Annotated in this window: 15 protein-coding genes; 9 read left to right on the top strand and 6 right to left on the bottom strand. The window is 71.2% G+C overall.

Features of this window, described 5'->3' with window-relative positions; all coding sequences use genetic code 11:
* Nucleotides 1-177: 177 nt before the first annotated feature.
* The gene (locus OG430_RS14550; protein ID WP_327352911.1) at nt 178-966 is read right to left on the bottom strand and encodes a hypothetical protein; all 789 of its coding nucleotides are present in this window, start codon (nt 964-966) and stop codon (nt 178-180) included.
* Between the two features lie 259 nt (nt 967-1,225).
* Between OG430_RS14550 and OG430_RS14545 the strand changes: the two genes are divergently transcribed.
* On the top strand, nt 1,226-1,792 hold the full coding sequence (locus tag OG430_RS14545) for an NADPH-dependent FMN reductase (RefSeq protein ID WP_327352910.1): 567 nt from the start codon (nt 1,226-1,228) through the stop codon (nt 1,790-1,792).
* A 60-nt stretch (nt 1,793-1,852) separates the two neighbouring features.
* Nucleotides 1,853-2,833, top strand: coding sequence for an alpha/beta hydrolase (locus OG430_RS14540; protein WP_327352909.1), 981 nt, complete (start codon nt 1,853-1,855; stop codon nt 2,831-2,833).
* On the opposite strand, the gene OG430_RS14535 is transcribed toward OG430_RS14540, so the two are convergent.
* The 3 genes from OG430_RS14535 to OG430_RS14525 all read right to left on the bottom strand — a co-directional run bounded on the left by OG430_RS14535 (nt 2,784) and on the right by OG430_RS14525 (nt 6,063).
* A complete protein-coding gene (locus OG430_RS14535; protein ID WP_327352908.1) occupies nt 2,784-4,223 on the bottom strand; it encodes an amino acid permease in 1,440 nt (479 codons plus the stop codon). The genes OG430_RS14540 and OG430_RS14535 overlap by 50 nt on opposite strands.
* A gap of 85 nt (nt 4,224-4,308) precedes the next feature.
* A complete protein-coding gene (locus OG430_RS14530; protein ID WP_327352907.1) occupies nt 4,309-4,998 on the bottom strand; it encodes a TetR/AcrR family transcriptional regulator in 690 nt (229 codons plus the stop codon).
* A 138-nt stretch (nt 4,999-5,136) separates the two neighbouring features.
* On the bottom strand, nt 5,137-6,063 hold the full coding sequence (locus OG430_RS14525) for an intradiol ring-cleavage dioxygenase (RefSeq protein WP_327352906.1): 927 nt from the start codon (nt 6,061-6,063) through the stop codon (nt 5,137-5,139).
* Between the two features lie 284 nt (nt 6,064-6,347).
* On the opposite strand from OG430_RS14525, the gene OG430_RS14520 reads away from it, so the two are divergent.
* The 5 genes from OG430_RS14520 (at nt 6,348) to OG430_RS14500 (ending at nt 12,372) form a co-directional block, all read left to right on the top strand.
* Nucleotides 6,348-6,683, top strand: coding sequence for a hypothetical protein (locus OG430_RS14520; protein ID WP_327352905.1), 336 nt, complete (start codon nt 6,348-6,350; stop codon nt 6,681-6,683).
* On the top strand, nt 6,680-8,755 hold the full coding sequence (locus OG430_RS14515) for a bifunctional polysaccharide deacetylase/glycosyltransferase family 2 protein (protein WP_327352904.1): 2,076 nt from the start codon (nt 6,680-6,682) through the stop codon (nt 8,753-8,755). The genes OG430_RS14520 and OG430_RS14515 overlap by 4 nt, the downstream gene beginning before the upstream one ends.
* A complete protein-coding gene (locus tag OG430_RS14510; protein ID WP_327352903.1) occupies nt 8,739-9,845 on the top strand; it encodes an LCP family protein in 1,107 nt (368 codons plus the stop codon). Before OG430_RS14515 ends, OG430_RS14510 begins: the two co-directional genes overlap by 17 nt.
* Nucleotides 9,846-10,021: 176 nt before the next feature.
* Nucleotides 10,022-11,143 (top strand): GNAT family N-acetyltransferase, encoded by a 1,122-nt coding sequence (locus tag OG430_RS14505; protein ID WP_327352902.1) that lies wholly within the window; start codon nt 10,022-10,024, stop codon nt 11,141-11,143.
* A 2-nt stretch (nt 11,144-11,145) separates the two neighbouring features.
* Nucleotides 11,146-12,372, top strand: coding sequence for a DegT/DnrJ/EryC1/StrS family aminotransferase (locus tag OG430_RS14500; protein ID WP_327359093.1), 1,227 nt, complete (start codon nt 11,146-11,148; stop codon nt 12,370-12,372).
* Here OG430_RS14500 and OG430_RS14495 read toward each other — a convergent pair.
* The gene (locus OG430_RS14495; protein WP_327352901.1) at nt 12,344-13,120 is read right to left on the bottom strand and encodes a VOC family protein; all 777 of its coding nucleotides are present in this window, start codon (nt 13,118-13,120) and stop codon (nt 12,344-12,346) included. The two genes, OG430_RS14500 and OG430_RS14495, sit on opposite strands and share 29 nt — an antisense overlap.
* A 262-nt stretch (nt 13,121-13,382) precedes the next feature.
* On the opposite strand from OG430_RS14495, the gene OG430_RS14490 reads away from it, so the two are divergent.
* A complete protein-coding gene (locus OG430_RS14490) occupies nt 13,383-14,234 on the top strand; it encodes a sulfurtransferase (RefSeq protein WP_327352900.1) in 852 nt (283 codons plus the stop codon).
* A 111-nt stretch (nt 14,235-14,345) separates the two neighbouring features.
* Here OG430_RS14490 and sepH read toward each other — a convergent pair whose 3' ends face one another.
* Nucleotides 14,346-15,479, bottom strand: coding sequence for a septation protein SepH (gene sepH / locus OG430_RS14485; protein ID WP_327352899.1), 1,134 nt, complete (start codon nt 15,477-15,479; stop codon nt 14,346-14,348).
* Nucleotides 15,480-15,952: 473 nt separating this feature from the next.
* On the opposite strand from sepH, the gene OG430_RS14480 reads away from it, so the two are divergent.
* Nucleotides 15,953-17,020, top strand: a complete 1,068-nt coding sequence (locus tag OG430_RS14480; protein ID WP_327352898.1) for a hypothetical protein — start codon at nt 15,953-15,955, stop codon at nt 17,018-17,020.

Genomic DNA, 17,020 nt, shown 5'->3' with positions numbered 1-17,020 from the left:
ATGAGGGGGCTTCCTTCTCACACTCCTTGAATCTAGTCCCTTCGCTTTCCTCGCCACCGACTTCGGGCCTCCGGCCGTCCCACCGCACGTGGGATGCCGGAGGCCTTTGTCGTACGCCAGTGATCAGCCGCGTGTCGTACGCGGACGGTGATCAGCCAAGTGTCGTACGGGCGTTGATCAGCCGAGCTTGGCGGCCTGCGCGTCGATGACGGCGGTCGGCTGGTCGAACGCCTCGCCCCGGGCGGCCGCCGCGATGTTGAAGGACGAGAACCCGGCGAGCGTGCCGCCCTGCCGGATGACGGCGACGTTGGTGCTGACCGTGCCGTCGTCCGTCTTCTGCTCCAGGGTCCAGGCGACACCGTCCTGACCGGCGGACAGCTTGCCCTCGGCGACCTTGGTGATCTTCTGCTTCTCGCCGTCGATCGTCATGACGAAGCCGCCGGCGCACTTCTTGCCGGCCTCCCGCAGCTTGCCGAGGGTCTGCTCGGCGCCCTCGCCGTCGTACGACCAGAGGGAGGCAAGGGTCTTGGTGATGTCGAGCGAGTCGAACGTCGCCTCCTGGGCCTCCTTCTCCGTCATCTCCGCGAGTTCCTTGGTCGAGGGCATCCCCTTCTTGGCCTTCGTCGACTCCTGGACGACGAGCCGCTGGACGCTCGCGACGGGCTCGGCCGCGGGGAGGGCGGAGAAGGCCTGGGCGATGGGCTTGCACGCGGCGTTCTCGACGGAGACCGCGTCCGGCTTGAGGACGTCGGCCTTGCCCGGCTTCTTGATCTCGTGGCCCTTCACATCGCCCTTGGCGACCGCGGCCTTCTCCAGCTGCGCGGCGGTGAGCGCCTTCGCCGCGGGCTTCCCGGACGTGCCCTCGTCCGAACCGCTCTGCCCGCCGCCACCGCAGGCGGTGACCAGAAGTGCGAAGGAGACCGTGGAGACGGTCATGGCGGTGCGGCGCATGGCGGTGGTTCGCATGGTGCTTCTCCCAATGATCAAAGCCCTGCGCTCAGGTACGGAGCAGGGTTCACAGGTGCTTGACCAGCGGGAACGGGTCGGGGTTGTACGCATCCGGGTCTCGGATGGATCACAGGCCGAGGGCAGAGGGGGCGAGCGGAGCGCAGACCGGAACCGGCTAGAAAACTGAACGGTGTAGTTGACTGCAAGAAACTGAACTGTGTAGTTTTCTCGCATCGGGGAGGTGACACCGCCTCCCCACCAGTCATTGGAGTTGACGATGAGCGCCCTCAAGTTCCTTGCGATTTCCGGCAGTCTGCGCGACGCCTCGCACAACACGGCCCTGCTGCGCGCCGCCCAGAAGCACGCCCCGGGCGACGTCGAGATCGAGATCTACGACGGCCTCCGCGACATCCCGCCCTACGACCAGGACCAGGACGTCCCGGGCCGCCGGCCCGCCTCCGTCGTGGAGCTGCGCCGGCGGATCGCCGAGGCCGACGGGGTCCTCATCGCCACGCCGGAGTTCAACTACTCCATACCGGGCGTCCTGAAGAACGCCATCGACTGGGCCAGCACCGACTGGAGCGAGGACGGCGGTCGGCCGCTGCACCGCAAGCCGGTCGCCATCATGGGTGCCGCCCCGACCAACTTCGGTTCCGTACGGGCCCAGTTGGCGCTGCGTCAGGTCTTCGTCTGGACCGACTCGGACATCGTCGTCAAGCCCGAGGTGATCGTCTTCCGCTCGTACGAGCGCTTCGACGACGGGGGCAACCTCACCGACGACACCACCATCGGCCTGGTCCAGGACCTCGTCGCGGCCCTCGTCGAGAAGGCCCGGAGCAACTGACGCACTGAACGTCGATCGGTGAGGCGAGGCAAGGCAAGGCAAGGAGAACAGGGAGCAGTCATGACCACCCCAGTAGAGCGCGCGTTCAAGGAACTTGAGGTCATCCGGGTCCGTCCCCTCAGCCCGCAGGGGCCGGACTCCGTCGAGAGCCAGCGCCGGACGCTGGAGGAGACGGCGGCTCTGGTCGCGCCGCCCGCCGACGCCGTCTTCGAGCCCGTTCCGGCGCTGCCGGGGCTGCTGACGACCGTCCCGGAATCCGCCGACGACCGGGTCGTGCTGCAACTGCACGGTGGTGGCTACCACATCGGATCCACCGCCGTGCAGCGCGACTTGACCGCCAGGATCGCCCGCGCCGCCAAGGCCAAGGTGTACGGCATCGACTACCCGCTCGCCCCCGAACACCCTTACCCCGCAGCCGTCCTGGCCGCCAGGAAGGCGTACGAGTGGCTTCTCGGCCAGGGGTACGCACCCGAGCGCATCGTCCTCACCGGTGACTCGGCCGGCGGCGGTCTGGCCCTGGCCACCCTCGTCGGACTGCGCGACCTCGGACTGCCGCTGCCGGGCGCGGCGGTCGTCATGTCCCCCTGGGTGGACCTGACGAACAGCGGCGAGTCCGTCGAGGGCAGGGCCGACCGCGACCCGGTGATCTCCGTGCCGGGCATCCGGCAGTGGGCGGCGTCCTATCTCGCCGGCGCCGACCCCCGCGACCCGCTCGCCTCACCGCTGTACGCCGACCTGACCGGGCTGCCGCCGCTGCTCATCCAGGTGGGAACGGAGGAGGTGCTTTTCGACGACTCCACCCGCCTGTACGTCAAGGCCGCGCGGGAGGGCGTGGACGCCACGCTGGAGGTCGCCGAGGGCATGCCGCACGTCTGGCAGATCTTCGCGGACTTCCTGCCGGAGGCGGCCGCCGCGATCGAGAACCTGGGACGGCACGTGCTCACCCACGTTCCGGAGGGCGCTGTTACGGAAGGCGTTGTTCCGTACGGCGCTACGCCTCAAGGAGCTGTTCCGCAAGGCGCTCGGCCCGCGTTCGCTTGAGCCAGGCGCAGCCGAGGAGCACGGCCGTCCAGATCCCCGTACAGATCACCTGCGTACGGGACTCCGCCTCGAACACCATCATCAGCAGCACGCCGCCGATCGTCAGCAGCGCCAGCCAGGTCAGGTACGGGAAGAGCCACATCTTCACCACCAGCCGCTCCGGCGCCTCCTGTTCGAGCCGGCGGCGCAGCCGCAGCTGGGACAGGGCGATCAGCAGCCAGACGATCAGGATCGTCGCGCCCACCGTGTTGAGCAGGAACGGGAAGACCGTCTCCGGCCACGCCACGCTCAGCAGCACCGACACGAACCCGAAGGCCGCGGAGGCCAGTACGGCGCCCCGCGGCACCCCGCCCGTCACCCGGCCGAGTGCGCGGGGCGCATCCCCGCGCCGCACCAGCGCGTACAGCATCCTTGACGAGCCGTAGATGTTCGCGTTCATCGCCGACAACAGGGCGACCAGGACAACGGCGTTCATGATGTGCGCCGCGCCGGGGATCCCGAGAGTCTCCAGCGCCCCGGAGTACGGGGCGTCGGTGCCCGGCGAGTTCCAGGGCAGCAGCGTCACGATGATCGCCATGGAGCCGATGTAGAAGAGGCAGATCCGCCAGACCACGGTGCGGGCCGCGCGGCCCACCGCCCGTGCCGGATCGTCGGATTCGGCGGCCGCGATGGTGACGGTCTCCAGGCCCCCGTACGCGAAGACCGCAGCCACCATCCCGAGCGCCACGCCGTGCCAGCCGTGCGGCAGGAAGCCGCCGTGGTCCGTGAGATGCGCGGTGCCGGGGGAGTCCGCCGTGCCCGGGAGCATGTCGAGGACGGCGAGCGCGCCGAGCAGCAGGAAGGCGCAGATCGCCGCGATCTTCAGGCCGGCGAACCAGAATTCGAGGTCGCCGAAGCGACGTACGGCGGCCAGATTGCTGCCCGTGAACAGGGCCATGAACACGGTCATCCATACGTAACCGGGCACGCCCGGCACCCACTTGGTGACGATGTCGGCGGCGCCGATCGCCTCGGCGGCCACGCTGACGACCAACAGCGACCAGTAGAGCCAGCCCGCGGTGAGCCCCGCCCAGGGGCCGAGCGCCTTGGCCGCGTACACCGAGAACGAGCCGGTGGCGGGCTGCGCGGCGGACATCTCGGCGAGCATCCGCATCACCAGGAGCACGAGCAGGCCCGCGACCACGTACGAGACGATGATCGCGGGACCGGCGGCCCTGATCCCGACGCCGGAACCGACGAACAGTCCGGCACCGATCGCACCGCCCAGAGCGATCATCGCGAGATGGCGCTGCCGCAGGCCGGGCGGCAGCGCGGTGTCAGTGTCGGCGTCGGTCTGCGGCGCGGCGGGAGTGCCGGTGCGCGGGTCGGCGGGCGGTGGTGAAGTGAGCATCGGTCGGCAGTCCAGGAGTCGGGCAGATACGGCTGCGTATCTCTACCTGGTGTCGATCAAGGCCACAAGCCCGTGGGGCCAAGTCTCAGGATGCGGAGGTGCGTCCTGGGGCATACCGGGCCAGAAAGGTGTCGACCCCCGAAGTGATCACCCGGGTCAGCTCCTCGGCCTCGAACTCCGCGTCCGGCCGGAAGGTCTTGACCAGCTGAGGGACGCCGAGGCTGACGGCGACCAGCTGCTGCACGGCGAGCACCGGATCGGGGGCGTCGAGCTCGCCGCGCGCGTCGAGCTCGGTGAAGGCCTTGATCAGCGGGCCGTTGTTCATGTCGTAGCTGACCCGGTACCAGAGGTCGCCGAGCTGCGGAAAGCGGCTGACCTCGCCGATGCACAGGCGGCGCAGGCGCATGATGTCGTCGCTCAGCAGGATCCGGGCCCACTCGCTGCTGAGCTCGATGAGGGCGGCGCGCAGGTCCGGGGCTTCGGCGATATGGGAGTTGAGCGGCTTGAGGTCCGCGTACGTCTTCGGCAGACAGCCGGCGATGACGGCGAGGAAGAGCCGCTCCTTGTTGCCGAAGTGCTTGTAGACCGTCGGCTTGGAGACGCCCGCGCGCGAGGCGATGGTGTCCACCGAGGCGGCCGCGTACCCCTGGGTGAGGAATTCGTCGGTCGCGGCCTCGACGATGGACTCCCGCTTGCGCTGCGACACGTTCGAGACGGCGGGGACGATCGGGATGCCGAACTCGTCCCGCTCGTCGGCGATGGGGTCGGGGCTCATCGTCATCGTCCTCGGTGTTGATTCGGTGTATCAGTGACACACCAAATACTACACCGTTTAGTTTAGTCTGCGCCCGGTCTGTTCCCGGTCCGTTCCCGGTCCGTTCCCGTGTGGGTGCCGGCCCCTTCCTGCGTGGGGTCAATCCGTACCCGTGTGGGTCTCGTCCGGGTCGACGCCCATCGTGATCGTCCCGATGGCGCCCCTGGCGATGTCCTTGCGCCGGTACTTGAGCTTGAGCAGGCCGCCCTGCACGCCGCTCCCGTCGTAGATCGTGTCCTCGGTCAGGGTCGTACGTTCCGTCGTCGACGTCGCGTACGGCTCGACCTCCGCCGCCGCGAGCACGGCCTCCTCGGCGAAGAAGAACTGGCCGGTGTGGCAGGTGTTGCCGCCCTCGTAGCCGGAGTCGGTCATCTTGCCGCCGACGTGCACCTTGGTGTGGACGTGCACGCAGCGGCCGCGGTACCAGCCGGGGAAGATCGTCTCGAACTCCACGAAGCCGTGCCGGTCGGTGAGCCGGGTGCCGCGCAGGTAGCGCTCGTCGTCGGTGGGCTCCTCGTGGCCGCCACCGCCGCCGCCGGGCGGGGGAGAGCCCGTCGGCGTCCCGGAGGGCGCGTCGGTCGGGGGTTCGCCGGACGGGGTGCCGCTCGGGGGCGTGCCGCCGCCGGGGCCGCCGCCGGTCGACAGCGACTCGTAGCCCGAGTAGATGCCGAGTGCGTCGCAGTGCCAGATGTCGACGGCGGCGCCCCGCAGCGGCTTGCAGGTGTCGGAGTCGATCACCTTGAGGCGCAGGGTCAGCGGTATGCCTTCCCTGTCCTCGGTGATGTCCTTGCGGATCTTGTCGGCGTCGATGTAGTAGGGGCCCTCGGTGGTCTGGGAGGTGAGCCGGTAACAGGCCTCCCCGTCGCCGCCCTTGCCGCCTCCGGCGCCCGTCTCCCCGGCGGACGCCGTGACGGCCAGGGTGCCGCCGACACCGACGGCGGCGACCGCGGCACCGCCCGCGACCACGACCTTGCGCCGCGTCAACTCCCGCTTGTGTGCCGGTCCTTGGCTGGTCTCTTCACTCATGGGGCAGGACGTTAGGGCCGCCGGCTGTCAGGAACGTGGGGCCGGACTGTGTGTTGCTGTGAGTGTGCCCGCTCCGAAGGAAACGAAGGAAACGAAGGAAACAGGAAGGAACCAAGAGCGATCACATCACGTCACAGGTGCGCCGTACGGTCACCGTGCGGCACACGTCCCACACGTCCCACAGTCAACATTGCTCACCCCCCACAGGAGCACCCAGTGTCCAGCGCGGCATTTCCCCCCACCCGCATACGTCACCACCGCACCGCAAGCGCCCCGTGCGCGGCATGACCCGCGGCAGGCGGCTCGGTCGCCGCAACCGCCCCGTATTCATTGAGCGTTCGGGACGGCGCAGACGGGTCCTGCGCTCCCTCGCCGCAGTACTCGGCTGTGCCTGCGCCGGATATCTGGTCTTCCTCACCGTCGTCCTCGAAGCCGTGCAGCCGCCCGCGGACAGAACACCGCCGACGATGTACGAGCCGCTGCCGACCGGCAACGCACGGCACGACTCCGAGCCCGCCGACTCCGAGCCCAGCGACTCCGAGCCCGCCGACGCACACCCGAGCCCCACCCCGCCGCACCGGCCCGCACCCCGTCCCGCCTCACCGGCGGCCCGCCGGTGAGCCCCCGGCACGCGCTGCGACCTACGCCCCGCGGCCACTGGATCCTGCTCTTCCTCGTCCTCCCCGTGGTCACCACCGCCCTGCTCTTCGAGGGCTGGACCACCCACGAAGTGGACGCCGCACGCTCCAAACGCCCCTGCACCAGGCCCATTCCGCGAGCCGCCGACAACGGCGACCCGGTCCTGCGCATCACCGGTGACCGCATCGAGACCGCCGGCATGCCCCCGCGCACCGCCGCGCTCACCTTCAACGGCGGCCCCGACCCGACCTGGACGCCCCGCCTGCTCGACCTGCTGCGCAGGCACCACGCCCAGGCCACGTTCTTCCTGTACGGAGCCGAGGCCGCGCGGCACCCGGCCCTCGTGCGCAGGATCCGGGCGGAGGGGCACGAGATCGGCTCGTACACCTACACCGGCGGCGATCTGGGCACCGCCTCCACGATCCGCTCCCGCCTCGAACTGTCGCTCACCCAGACCGCCCTCGCGGGCACGGCGGGCGTCAACACCCGGCTCCTGCGCCTGCCCCACACCACGGCCGCCGACACCCTGTGCGGCGCCGAGTGGGGCGCCGCCCGCCGTGCGGCCGCCCAGGGCTACCTCCTGGTGGCCGCCGACCACAAGTCGCGCAAGCCCGCCGAGGGCGTCGTACGGCAGTACAGCCACACCGACCTCGGCTACCGGGAGGCGCGGGCCCTGCTCGGCAACCGCCGCGTCGACAAGTTCACCACCGTCACCGCCGGGCTCGGCCGGCCCACGCTCACCATCCCCGTCTCCATGGCCCAACGGGTCAAGGGCGAGGGCCTGTTGTGGGCGCAGACGCTCGGCCATGCCTTCACCCGCATGATGGCCTGGGTGCTCGGCATCGCGGGCGCCCTGGGCGTCCTTCGCCTCGTCCTGCTCGCCCTGTTCGCCCGCGCCCACGTACGCCGCACGGGCCGCAGGAGGCCCGGCGCGCCCCGGCTGCGGGAAGTCCTGGAACCGGTGACGGTGCTCGTGCCCGCGCACAACGAGGAGGCGGGCATCGTCGCCACCGTCCGTTCCCTGCTCGCCTCCCAGTACCCGCAGTTGCAGATCGTCGTGATCGACGACGGCTCCACCGACGCCACGGCCGACCTCGCCGAAGCCATCGGCGACCCCCGGGTGACCGTCGTACGCCGGTCCAACGGCGGCAAGCCCAAGGCCCTCAACACCGGCCTCGGGCACGCCCGGCACGACATCGTGGTCATGGTCGACGCCGACACCGTCTTCGAACCCGACGCCCTGTACCGCCTGGTCCAGCCGCTCGCCCACGCCGCCGTCGGAGCGGTCAGCGGCAACACCAAGGTCGGCAACAGGCGCCGCCTCCTCGGCCGTTGGCAGCACCTGGAGTACGTGATCGGCTTCAACCTGGACCGGCGCATGTTCGAGGTCCTGGAGTGCATGCCGACCGTGCCCGGCGCCATCGGGGCCTTCCGCCGGGACGCCCTCATGGGCATCGGCGGCGTCAGCGAGGACACCCTCGCCGAGGACACCGATCTGACCATGGCGCTGTGGCGGGCGGGCTGGCGGGTCGTGTACGAGGAGTCGGCGATCGCCTGGACCGAAGTGCCCGGCACCCTGGGCCAGTTGTGGCGCCAGCGCTACCGCTGGTGCTACGGCACCCTGCAGTCGATGTGGAAGCACCGCCGGGCCCTGGTGGAGATGGGCCCGGCCGGCCGGTTCGGACGCCGGGGCCTCACGTACCTCACGCTCTTCCAGATCGTGCTCCCGCTGTTCGCCCCGGTCGTCGACGTCTTCGCCCTCTACGGGATCTGCTTCCGCGACCCCGCCCAGGCGCTCGCCGTCTGGCTCGGCTTCCTCGCCGTGCAGCTGATCACCGCCGGGTACGCACTGCGCCTGGACGGGGAGCGGCTGCGGGACCTGTGGTCGCTGCCGCTGCAGCTGTTCGTCTACCGGCAGCTGCTCTACCTGGTGGTCATCCAGTCCGTGATCACCGCACTGCTCGGCACCCGCCTGAAGTGGCACCGCATGCTGCGCTCCGGCACCAGCGACCAACACCTGCGCAAGGAGTTGAGCCATGCGGGACGAGGCTGACCTGTCCGGGCCGCTGTGGCGGGACGAGGCCCCCCTGTGGCGGGACGAGACCCCCATGTGGCGGGACGAGACCCCCACGCCCCTCAGGCCACCACCCCGGAGCCCCCGCCCACGCCGCCGAAAGCGCCGCCGGCCCCTGCGCCGCCTGCTGCTCGTCCTGCTCGCCGCCGTCCTCGCCGTGCCCGTCGCCACCTTCGCCTGGGCCGAGACCCGGCTCAACCGCGATGTCGACCTGGGCGCGTACGGCCACCGGCCCCCGCCCGGCGCGGGCACCACGTACCTGATCGTCGGCTCCGACAGCCGCGCGGGCCTGACCCCGGACCAGCAGAAGGATCTGCACACCGGCGCGGTCTCCGGGCGCCGCACCGACTCGATGATCCTGCTGCACACCGGAGCATCCGGCACCACCATGGTCAGCCTGCCCCGCGACTCCTGGGTGACCATCCCGTCGTACCTGCGCCCCTCCACCGGCAAGCGCACGGAGCCGGCCAAGAACAAACTCAACGCGGCCTTCGCGGACGGCGGCCCCGAACTCCTCGCCCGCACCGTCGAGTTCAACACCGGCCTGCGCATCGACCACTACGCGGAGATCGGCTTCGCCGGATTCGTGCACATCGTGGACGCGATCGGCGGCGTCGACATGTGCCTGGAACGGGACATCAGGGACGAGAAGTCGGGCGCCGACCTCAAGAAGGGCTGCCAGAGACTCGACGGCACCGACGCGCTCGCCTTCGTACGGCAGCGTCACCAGGAGGCCGAGGGCGACCTCGGACGCACCCTCAACCAGCAGAAGTTCCTGTCGGCCCTGGCCCACCGGGCCGCCACCGCGGACACGGTGCTCGACCCGGGCGCGCTCTACCCGGCCCTGAGCGCGGGCCTGGACACCCTCGTGGTGGACGAGGAGATGGGCCTGCGCGACCTGGTCGCCCTGGTCCGCGCGGTCCAGGGCGTGAGCGGCGGCCACGGCAGACGCATCAACGTACCGGTGTCGGCGGTCGGCATCCCCACCTCGAAGGGCAGCGCGGTGCGCTGGGACGCGGACCGGGCACGCCGGCTGTTCGCACGGCTGCGGCAGGACCGGCCGATATGAGGGCCGATCCGCACCCTTGCGAACTCTTCCGGTACGTCGGACACCCTTGACAGTGTGCGTACTGTTTCGCGACCTTTGAGCCCCGCCGCACATCGGCACGGAACTGGCATGACGCGCCCGCGCGTCATGGGGGGCACCGGGGGCGGTCGGCCATGCGGAAGGGCGGTTGATCTGAGATGGACATATCGATCCACAGACCCGACGAGCTGAACACCTCGCTCCGCGCGGCCTGGCACCGCGCGATGGACGAGTCGCCCGATTACGCAAACCCTTTCCTGGCACCGGAGTTCGCGGCCGGCATCGGCAGACACCGCGGCGGCGCGCAGCTGGCGGTCCTGCACGAGCGCGGCGAGCCGGTCGGCTTCCTGCCCTACGAGCGGGGCACCTTCGGCGTCGGCCGCGCCATCGGCCTCGGCCTCTCCGACTGCCAGGCCCTGGTGCACCGCCCGGGCGTCACCTGGGACGCCCGGGAACTGCTGCGCGCCTGCGGCCTCTCCGTCTTCGAGTTCGACCACCTCGTGGAGGAGCAGAAGCCCTTCAGCCGGTACGTCACCGGGGCGTTCTCCTCCCCGGTCATCGACCTCAAGGACGGCCACGGCAGCTACCCGGAGTGGCTGCGCGGCACATACCCCGGCCTGGCCAAGACGACGCTCAAGAAGGAGCGCCGCCTCGGGCGCGACCTGGGCGAGATGCGCTTCGTCTTCGACGAGCGCGACCCACGGGTGCTGCGCACCCTCATGCGGTGGAAGTCCGCCCAGTACCGCAGGACGGGCCGGATGGACCGGTTCGCGCGGCCGTGGATAGTGCGGCTCGTGGACGACCTGTTCCAGGTCCGCGAGGAGCACTTCACCGGGGTGCTTTCCGTCGTGTACGCGGGTGACCGGCCGGTCGCCGCACACTTCGGGCCCCGATCGCGCACGGTCTTCGCGCCGTGGTTCACCGCGTACGACCCCGAACTCCGCTACTACTCACCGGGGTTGATCATGCATCTGCGGATGGCCGAGGCCGCGAGCCGGCAGGGCGTGCGGCTGATGGACCTGGGGCGCGGCGACAAGGAGTGGAAGGACTGGCTCAAGACCCGCGAGCTGCGCGTGGGCGAGGGCTTCGCGACCCGCCCGCACCCGGTGGCGGCGGCCCACCGCCTGTGGCGCAGGCCCGTGCGCGGCCTGCGGAACACGGTCCTTGCCCACCCCCGGCTGCGCGAACCGGCCGACCGGCTCCTCAAGACGGTCGGCACGCTGCGCACCTCGGACAAGGCGGGTTCCGGGTCCCGGCCCGGCTCCGGCAGGGCGAGGTGACGATGCCGTACGGCTCGCGGCTCGCCGCGACGATGAACCGGCGGCTCGGCCGGGAGTGCGTCTACACGCCCTCGGCCCGCCTCGCCCTCTACCTCGCGCTGCGCCACTGGTGCCGCCCCGGCGCACGGGTGCTGATGTCACCGGTGACCGACGACGTGATCCTCTTCGTGGTCCTCGCGGCCGGACTGCGCCCGGTGCAGGCCCCGGTGTCCCCGGCGGACGGCAACATCGACCCGGCCGCCGTCTCGGAAGCCACCTGGCGCGGCGTGGACGCCGTACTGACCTCGAACCTCTACGGAATCCCGGACCGCGTCGTCGAACTCCGGGCCCGCTGCGACGAGTTGGGCATCCCCCTCATCGAGGACGCGGCACACGCCATCGGCACGGACGTGGCCGGCCGGCCGATCGGGACGTTCGGAAAGGCCGCGGCCTTCAGCCTGTCCAAGCACGCGGCCGCGATGGCCGGCGGCTTCCTCGCCGTCGAAGACGCGGCCACCAGGCAGGAGTTGGAGCTGCTGCGCGACGAACTCCTCACCCCCCGCCGTCTGCACACCGACCTGACCACGACCCTGCGCCCGCTCGCCCGGTCGGCCGTACGCTCCCTCCATCTGGTCCGCCCGGTGTGGCGCACCCTGCAACGCCTCGGCCTCCTGGAGCGCGACGCCTTCCGCATGGCCCTGCACGCCCCACGCCTCGCCGACTGCGCCCGTGAGGCGCCGAGCCTGACCGCGTACGAGCCGTGGGTCCGCGTCGACCTGCACGGCTTCCGCTCCCGCCACGGGGCCCTGGTCCGGGGCCAGTTGGAGCTGCGGATGGCCCGGCTCGACGCCGGTCTCGCCCGGCGCAGGATCGGTGTCTCGCTCCTGTCGGCCACCACCTGGGCCTCGCCCGCGCTGCACGTTCCGGCGAGCGCGCCGGACGGCCCGCCGCCCCTCTTCCGGGCGCCGCTCCTGGTCCACGACCGCGACGCCCTCATCGAACGCCTGGTGCACCACGGGGTGGTCGCCGGGTACGTCTACGACCCTCCGCTCGACGACTACGCGGGCCCGGAGTTCGTCGAGCCGTCCCCCGATCCGACGGCCGCCCGCTGGTTCGCCTCACACGTGCTGCCGGCCGATCCGCTCCAGGCCCGCGAGATCATCAACGCCCTGACCCGCGAACGGGCCCGGCCGGCAGCGCTGGAGCAACAGGACCCGCAGCTCAACGACCGGCGCTCCGCACCACGTTGAAGGTGGCGCCCTCCGGGTCCGCGACGGTCGCGAGGCGCCCGTGCGCGCTGTCCCGCGGCGCCCGCAGCACATGCCCACCGAGCACGCCGACATGCTCCACCGCCTCGTCCACGTCGGCGACCTCGAAGTACGTGATCCAGTGCGAGCCCCGGTCCCGTGGCAGCCCGTGCCCCACGCCGTGGATCCCGGCGACCGGGCGGCCGTCCAGGTGCAGGGTCAGATAGTCGAAGTCGGCCGAGACGACGGCCTCCTCCTCGTACCCGTAGACGCACTGGTAGAACTTGCCGACCGAGGCCGTGTCCCGCGTCACCAGCTCGTTCCACACCGGGGTTCCCGGCACCCCCCACAGCTGGGAGCCGAGGTGCTCGGCGGCCTGCCAGACGCCGAAGACGGCGCCCGCGGGGTCGGAGGCGATGGCCATCCGCCCGGCCTTGCCGGCGTCGATCGGCCCCACACCGACGGTGCCGCCGCAGTGCCGAATCGTCTCTGCGGTGAGGTCCACGTCGTCCGTGGCCAGATAGGGCGTCCAGGCGATCGGCAGATGCCGGTCGGGCGGCAGCTGTCCGATCCCGGCGACCTCACGGCCGTCGAGCAGCGCGCGGACATAGGGGCCGAGCTGCTCGGGCCCCGGCCCGAACTCCCAGCCGAACAGCGCGCCGTAGAAGTCCTGCGTCGCGCCCATTCCATGCACCATCAGGCTCACCCAGCAGGGCGTGCCGGGCGTGTGCCGAGCTGCGGACTCGGTCATCGTCACTCTCTCCTCGGACCGTCATGGTGAGCCACCTGCGTGCCGGAGCAGATGCTTGCACCACCTGTCGCACCCCGCGCTCCGGCCGGTCCGCACTTGGCGGGTTCCCGCGGGAGGATGCCCGGTTTGCTGTCACCCGCCGCGTTCTGGGCGGCAGCGACCATTCCGCGCGGTAGTCGTCCGGTGACGATCAGCTCACCGCCCGGCGGGCAGGCTAGCCGCCCGTGCGCAACCCGGCCAGGCCTTACGCAAGGATGTGCCCATGAATCCCATCATCACCGCATCCGAACTTGCGAGCGAGTCGGCGGGGGAGTATCCGCCGGTTCTCCTGGATGTCCGCTGGCAGCTGAGCGTCGCGAAGGCCGCGGGCGAGCCCGCCTTCGACGGCCGCGCCGAGTACGCCGCCGGGCACATCCCCGGCGCCGTCTTCGTCGACCTCGACGCGTCCCTGGCCGGTCCGGCGGGCGCCGGGGGCCGCCATCCGCTGCCGGACCCGGACGTCTTCGGCGCGGCGATGCGGGCGGCCGGGGTCTCGGCCGACCGCGCGGTGGTCGTGTACGACGGCGGGCAGGGCTGGGCGGCCGCGCGGGCCTGGTGGCTGCTCCGCTGGACGGGGCATCAGTCGGTACGTGTCCTCGACGGCGGCCTCGCCGCGTGGACGGGCCCCTTGTCGACCGAGGTGGCCGCACCCGCGCCGGGCTCCTTCACCCCGGCACCCGGCGCCGTCCCCGCCCTGGACGCGGACGCGGCGGCCGCGCTTGCCCGCTCCGGACTGCTGCTCGACGCCCGTGCGGCGGAGCGCTACCGGGGCGATGTGGAGCCGATCGACCGCGTGGGCGGGCACATCCCCGGCGCGGTCTCGGCCCCGACGACTTCGAACGTCGGCCCGGACGGCCGCTTCCTGCCTGCCGGCGAGCTGGCGGATCGGTTCAAGTCCCTGGGCGCTTCGGACGCGCCCGAGGTCGGCGTGTACTGCGGCTCGGGCGTCTCGGGCGCCCACGAGGTGCTGGCGCTGGCGGTGGCGGGTTACGAGGCGGCGCTGTACCCCGGCTCATGGTCGGAGTGGTCGTCGGACGCATCGCGTCCGGTGGCGACGGGCCCTGAACGAGGCTGATCGCTCAAAACGCCGGACGGGCTGGTAGAACCAGCCCGTCCGGCGTTTGAGGACACCGCCCGAAGGGCGGAAGGCTCCGCAGAATTTCGGGAAGGGGCGGGGTGGGGAAAACTACTCCTGCGACTTCTTCCGCCGCGTACCGAACACGATCTCGTCCCAACTGGGCACAGCGGCCCGGCGACCGGGCCGAACCCCGTCCGCCTCGGCCTGCCGATCCGTCGTACCGACAAGCCGATCCCGATGCCCCGCCACGGACCGCGGCATGAGCACATCCGCATACGCCGACCCGGCCCCGGCGGACGCCGCGGGCGGCTCCTCCGCCTCGGGCTCCACCACGGGCTCCTCCGTCGGAGGAAGATCCGTGGCAGTCGACCCGGAAGCGGATGCGGAAGCAGCCGAGGGCCGCTCGGGCACGATCATGTCGCCCCGGAAGCTGGGCACCGCTTCCAGGAGGCTGGTCAGCGAGTCCCGCTCCTGCGCGGAGACGGAAGCAGAGGCGGACGCGGCCGTGCTCTCCTCCATCGGATCCGGCGAAGGTGTGGGCGCGGGCACGCTCGGCCGCTCGGGCCGCTCCAACTGCCGGTCGAGCGCACGGTCGAGGGGCCGGTCCCGAGGCAGCCGCGCGATCCGCGGCACGAACGGGAAGCTCGGCTCGGGCGGCGGCGCCGCGATGTCGTCGGACTCGCCGATGAGCGAGCGCGCCTCGTCGTCCACGGCCTGGACCAGGCGACGCGGCGGGTCGTACGTCCAGCTCGCGGAGTGCGGCTCACCGGCGACGCGGTAGACGAGCAGGACTTCCCAGGTGCCGTCGTCCCGGCGCCAGGAGTCCCACTGCACGGACTCCTTGTCGGCGCCGCGCAGCAACAGCCGCTCCTGCACGGCGTCGCCGAGCTGCGGCCCGGCGTTCTCACCGGGGCGCCGGACCGGAGTCTTGCGGGCCCGCTCGGCCATGAACGCGCGCTCGGCGAGGACGGGGCCCTCGAAGCGGCGTACCCGGTCGACGGGGATTCCGGCGAGTTGAGCGACCTCCTCGGCGGAGGCGCCTGCCCTTATGCGGGCCTGGATGTCGCGGGGGCGGAGATGGCTCTCCACCTCGATCTCGATCTGGCCGAGGCGTGGACGGTCACCGCGCACAGCGGCGCGCAGACGTTCGTCGATCGGAAGCGTGTACTCCGTCGAGTCCGCAGCCTTCAGCACCAGCCGTGTGCCGTCATTGGAGACGGCCACGACACGCAGTTCGGGCATGGGGACCTCCCGGGTGGTGCCTGCCGACGTCACGTGCGTCGCTGCTTCCGCTAGTCGAGTGTGGCCTGCCCGGGTGCAGCCTGCCACAACCTTGCCGAGTTGCCCGGCGTGTCGGGCGTGGGCCCTGGACCGCCGTTATGGCACGGTTACCTATTCGCAACGCTAAGTGACCGAATTGGTCACCCTGTGCAGCGAGCCCCCTCCCGGAGGGCTGCCACTCTGACGAGAAAGCCCCCGAGCACCCAGGCTGGAGACCGGACCCAGGGCTCGCAACAGTACTCCATTCGGGCCACGGGAGTGGACCGCCGCGCCGCCGAAGTTCTCGCGGGGCAAGGGAGTTGGCCGCAGTTGATCACGAATCCGCTGATCACAAAGGTGGCCTGCTTCACAGAATCTTCGGAAACGGAACTATTCACTTCGCCCAAATGTCGTTCTTCGTGTAGTCAGCGAGGAAAGGCAGGCAAGGGGCGGAGATGGGCGAGAAGAAGAAGCTCGACCTGAGTGTGCCGCAGGTCGCGGGTAGCGCGGTGGCCGCGGTGGTGGCGGCGAAGCTGGCGTCAAGCTTCGGTGTGTACGGGACGATCGTCGGCGCCGGTCTGGTGAGTGTGATCGCCACCTGCGGCGGCACGGTCTTCCAGCATTTCTTCTCGCGTACGGGCGAGCAGGTCCGGGAAGTCGCGGTGAAGGCCAAGCCGAAGGCGCGGCAGGTGCCGGTGGGCAGCGACGGCCGGCCGGTGCCGGAGACCTTCCGGTCGGAGGGCGCTCATGAGCCGGGGCCGGTGACGACAGTGAGTCCGGCGACGACCGTGAGTGCGGCGAAGACCGCGGGCCCGGGGACGACTGTCACGTGGGGCGTGGCCGAAGGCGCCGGCGACGCCACGACCGTGCTGCCGACCGTGGGAGCCGCGGCCGACGCGGAGAAGACCCAGCTCTTCACGACGGCCGACGCGGAGCAGACCCAGCTCCTCAAGACGGCTGACGCGACGCAGGTGTTGTCCCGGGCGGACGAGACCATGGTGCTGCGGTCGCAGGGTGATCAGGCGACGCAGCTGCTCGGGACGGCGGTCCCGCGCGAACCGGCCGAGGAGTACGAGGAGTACAGCGCGCCCTCGGTGCAGGGGAAGCGGATCCGCAGCTGGAAGCGGCCGTTGGTCGGGGCCGCGGTGGTGTTCGGAGTGACGATGGCCGGCATCACCACGTACGAACTGGCGACGGGTGAGGCCTTCGCAGGCGGGGGCGGCACCACGTTCAGCAACGGCGTGCAGGGCCACAACACCCCGCCCGAGACGGACGAGAAGACGCCCTCGACGACTCCGTCGGACTCCCCGAGCAACACCCCCGGCAACGGTCAGTCCTCCCCGGGCACCGACCCGACCCAGGGCGGCAACACCCCCACGCCCGACCCGACCCCGTCGCACTCGGACAAGCCCACCCCGACGCCGACTCCCACCCCGACCCCCACGCCGACGCCGACCCCCAACCCCTCGGGCGGCACCGGCAGTGGGGACGTACCGCAGCAGGAACAGGGAAGCGGCGAATAG

The organism is Streptomyces sp. NBC_01304 (assembly GCF_035975855.1).
In the GTDB taxonomy this organism is placed as follows: domain Bacteria; phylum Actinomycetota; class Actinomycetes; order Streptomycetales; family Streptomycetaceae; genus Streptomyces.
Note: the sequence above shows the minus strand (reverse complement) of the source record. Positions and strands in the feature narration are given on the sequence as shown.

Bases quoted from the DNA above. Each gene is read 5' to 3' on its own strand.
- OG430_RS14490 (WP_327352900.1), top strand. From the start codon at position 13,383: ATGAATCCCATCATCACCGCATCCGAACTTGCGAGCGAGTCGGCGGGG.
- OG430_RS14480 (WP_327352898.1), top strand. From the start codon at position 15,953: ATGGGCGAGAAGAAGAAGCTCGACCTGAGTGTGCCGCAGGTCGCGGGT.
- OG430_RS14495 (WP_327352901.1), bottom strand. From the start codon at position 13,120: ATGACCGAGTCCGCAGCTCGGCACACGCCCGGCACGCCCTGCTGGGTG.
- OG430_RS14535 (WP_327352908.1), bottom strand. From the start codon at position 4,223: ATGCTCACTTCACCACCGCCCGCCGACCCGCGCACCGGCACTCCCGCC.
- OG430_RS14530 (WP_327352907.1), bottom strand. From the start codon at position 4,998: ATGAGCCCCGACCCCATCGCCGACGAGCGGGACGAGTTCGGCATCCCG.
- OG430_RS14500 (WP_327359093.1), top strand. From the start codon at position 11,146: ATGCCGTACGGCTCGCGGCTCGCCGCGACGATGAACCGGCGGCTCGGC.
- OG430_RS14525 (WP_327352906.1), bottom strand. From the start codon at position 6,063: ATGAGTGAAGAGACCAGCCAAGGACCGGCACACAAGCGGGAGTTGACG.
- OG430_RS14520 (WP_327352905.1), top strand. From the start codon at position 6,348: ATGACCCGCGGCAGGCGGCTCGGTCGCCGCAACCGCCCCGTATTCATT.
- OG430_RS14545 (WP_327352910.1), top strand. From the start codon at position 1,226: ATGAGCGCCCTCAAGTTCCTTGCGATTTCCGGCAGTCTGCGCGACGCC.
- OG430_RS14510 (WP_327352903.1), top strand. From the start codon at position 8,739: ATGCGGGACGAGGCTGACCTGTCCGGGCCGCTGTGGCGGGACGAGGCC.
- sepH (WP_327352899.1), bottom strand. From the start codon at position 15,479: ATGCCCGAACTGCGTGTCGTGGCCGTCTCCAATGACGGCACACGGCTG.
- OG430_RS14505 (WP_327352902.1), top strand. From the start codon at position 10,022: ATGGACATATCGATCCACAGACCCGACGAGCTGAACACCTCGCTCCGC.
- OG430_RS14550 (WP_327352911.1), bottom strand. From the start codon at position 966: ATGCGAACCACCGCCATGCGCCGCACCGCCATGACCGTCTCCACGGTC.
- OG430_RS14540 (WP_327352909.1), top strand. From the start codon at position 1,853: ATGACCACCCCAGTAGAGCGCGCGTTCAAGGAACTTGAGGTCATCCGG.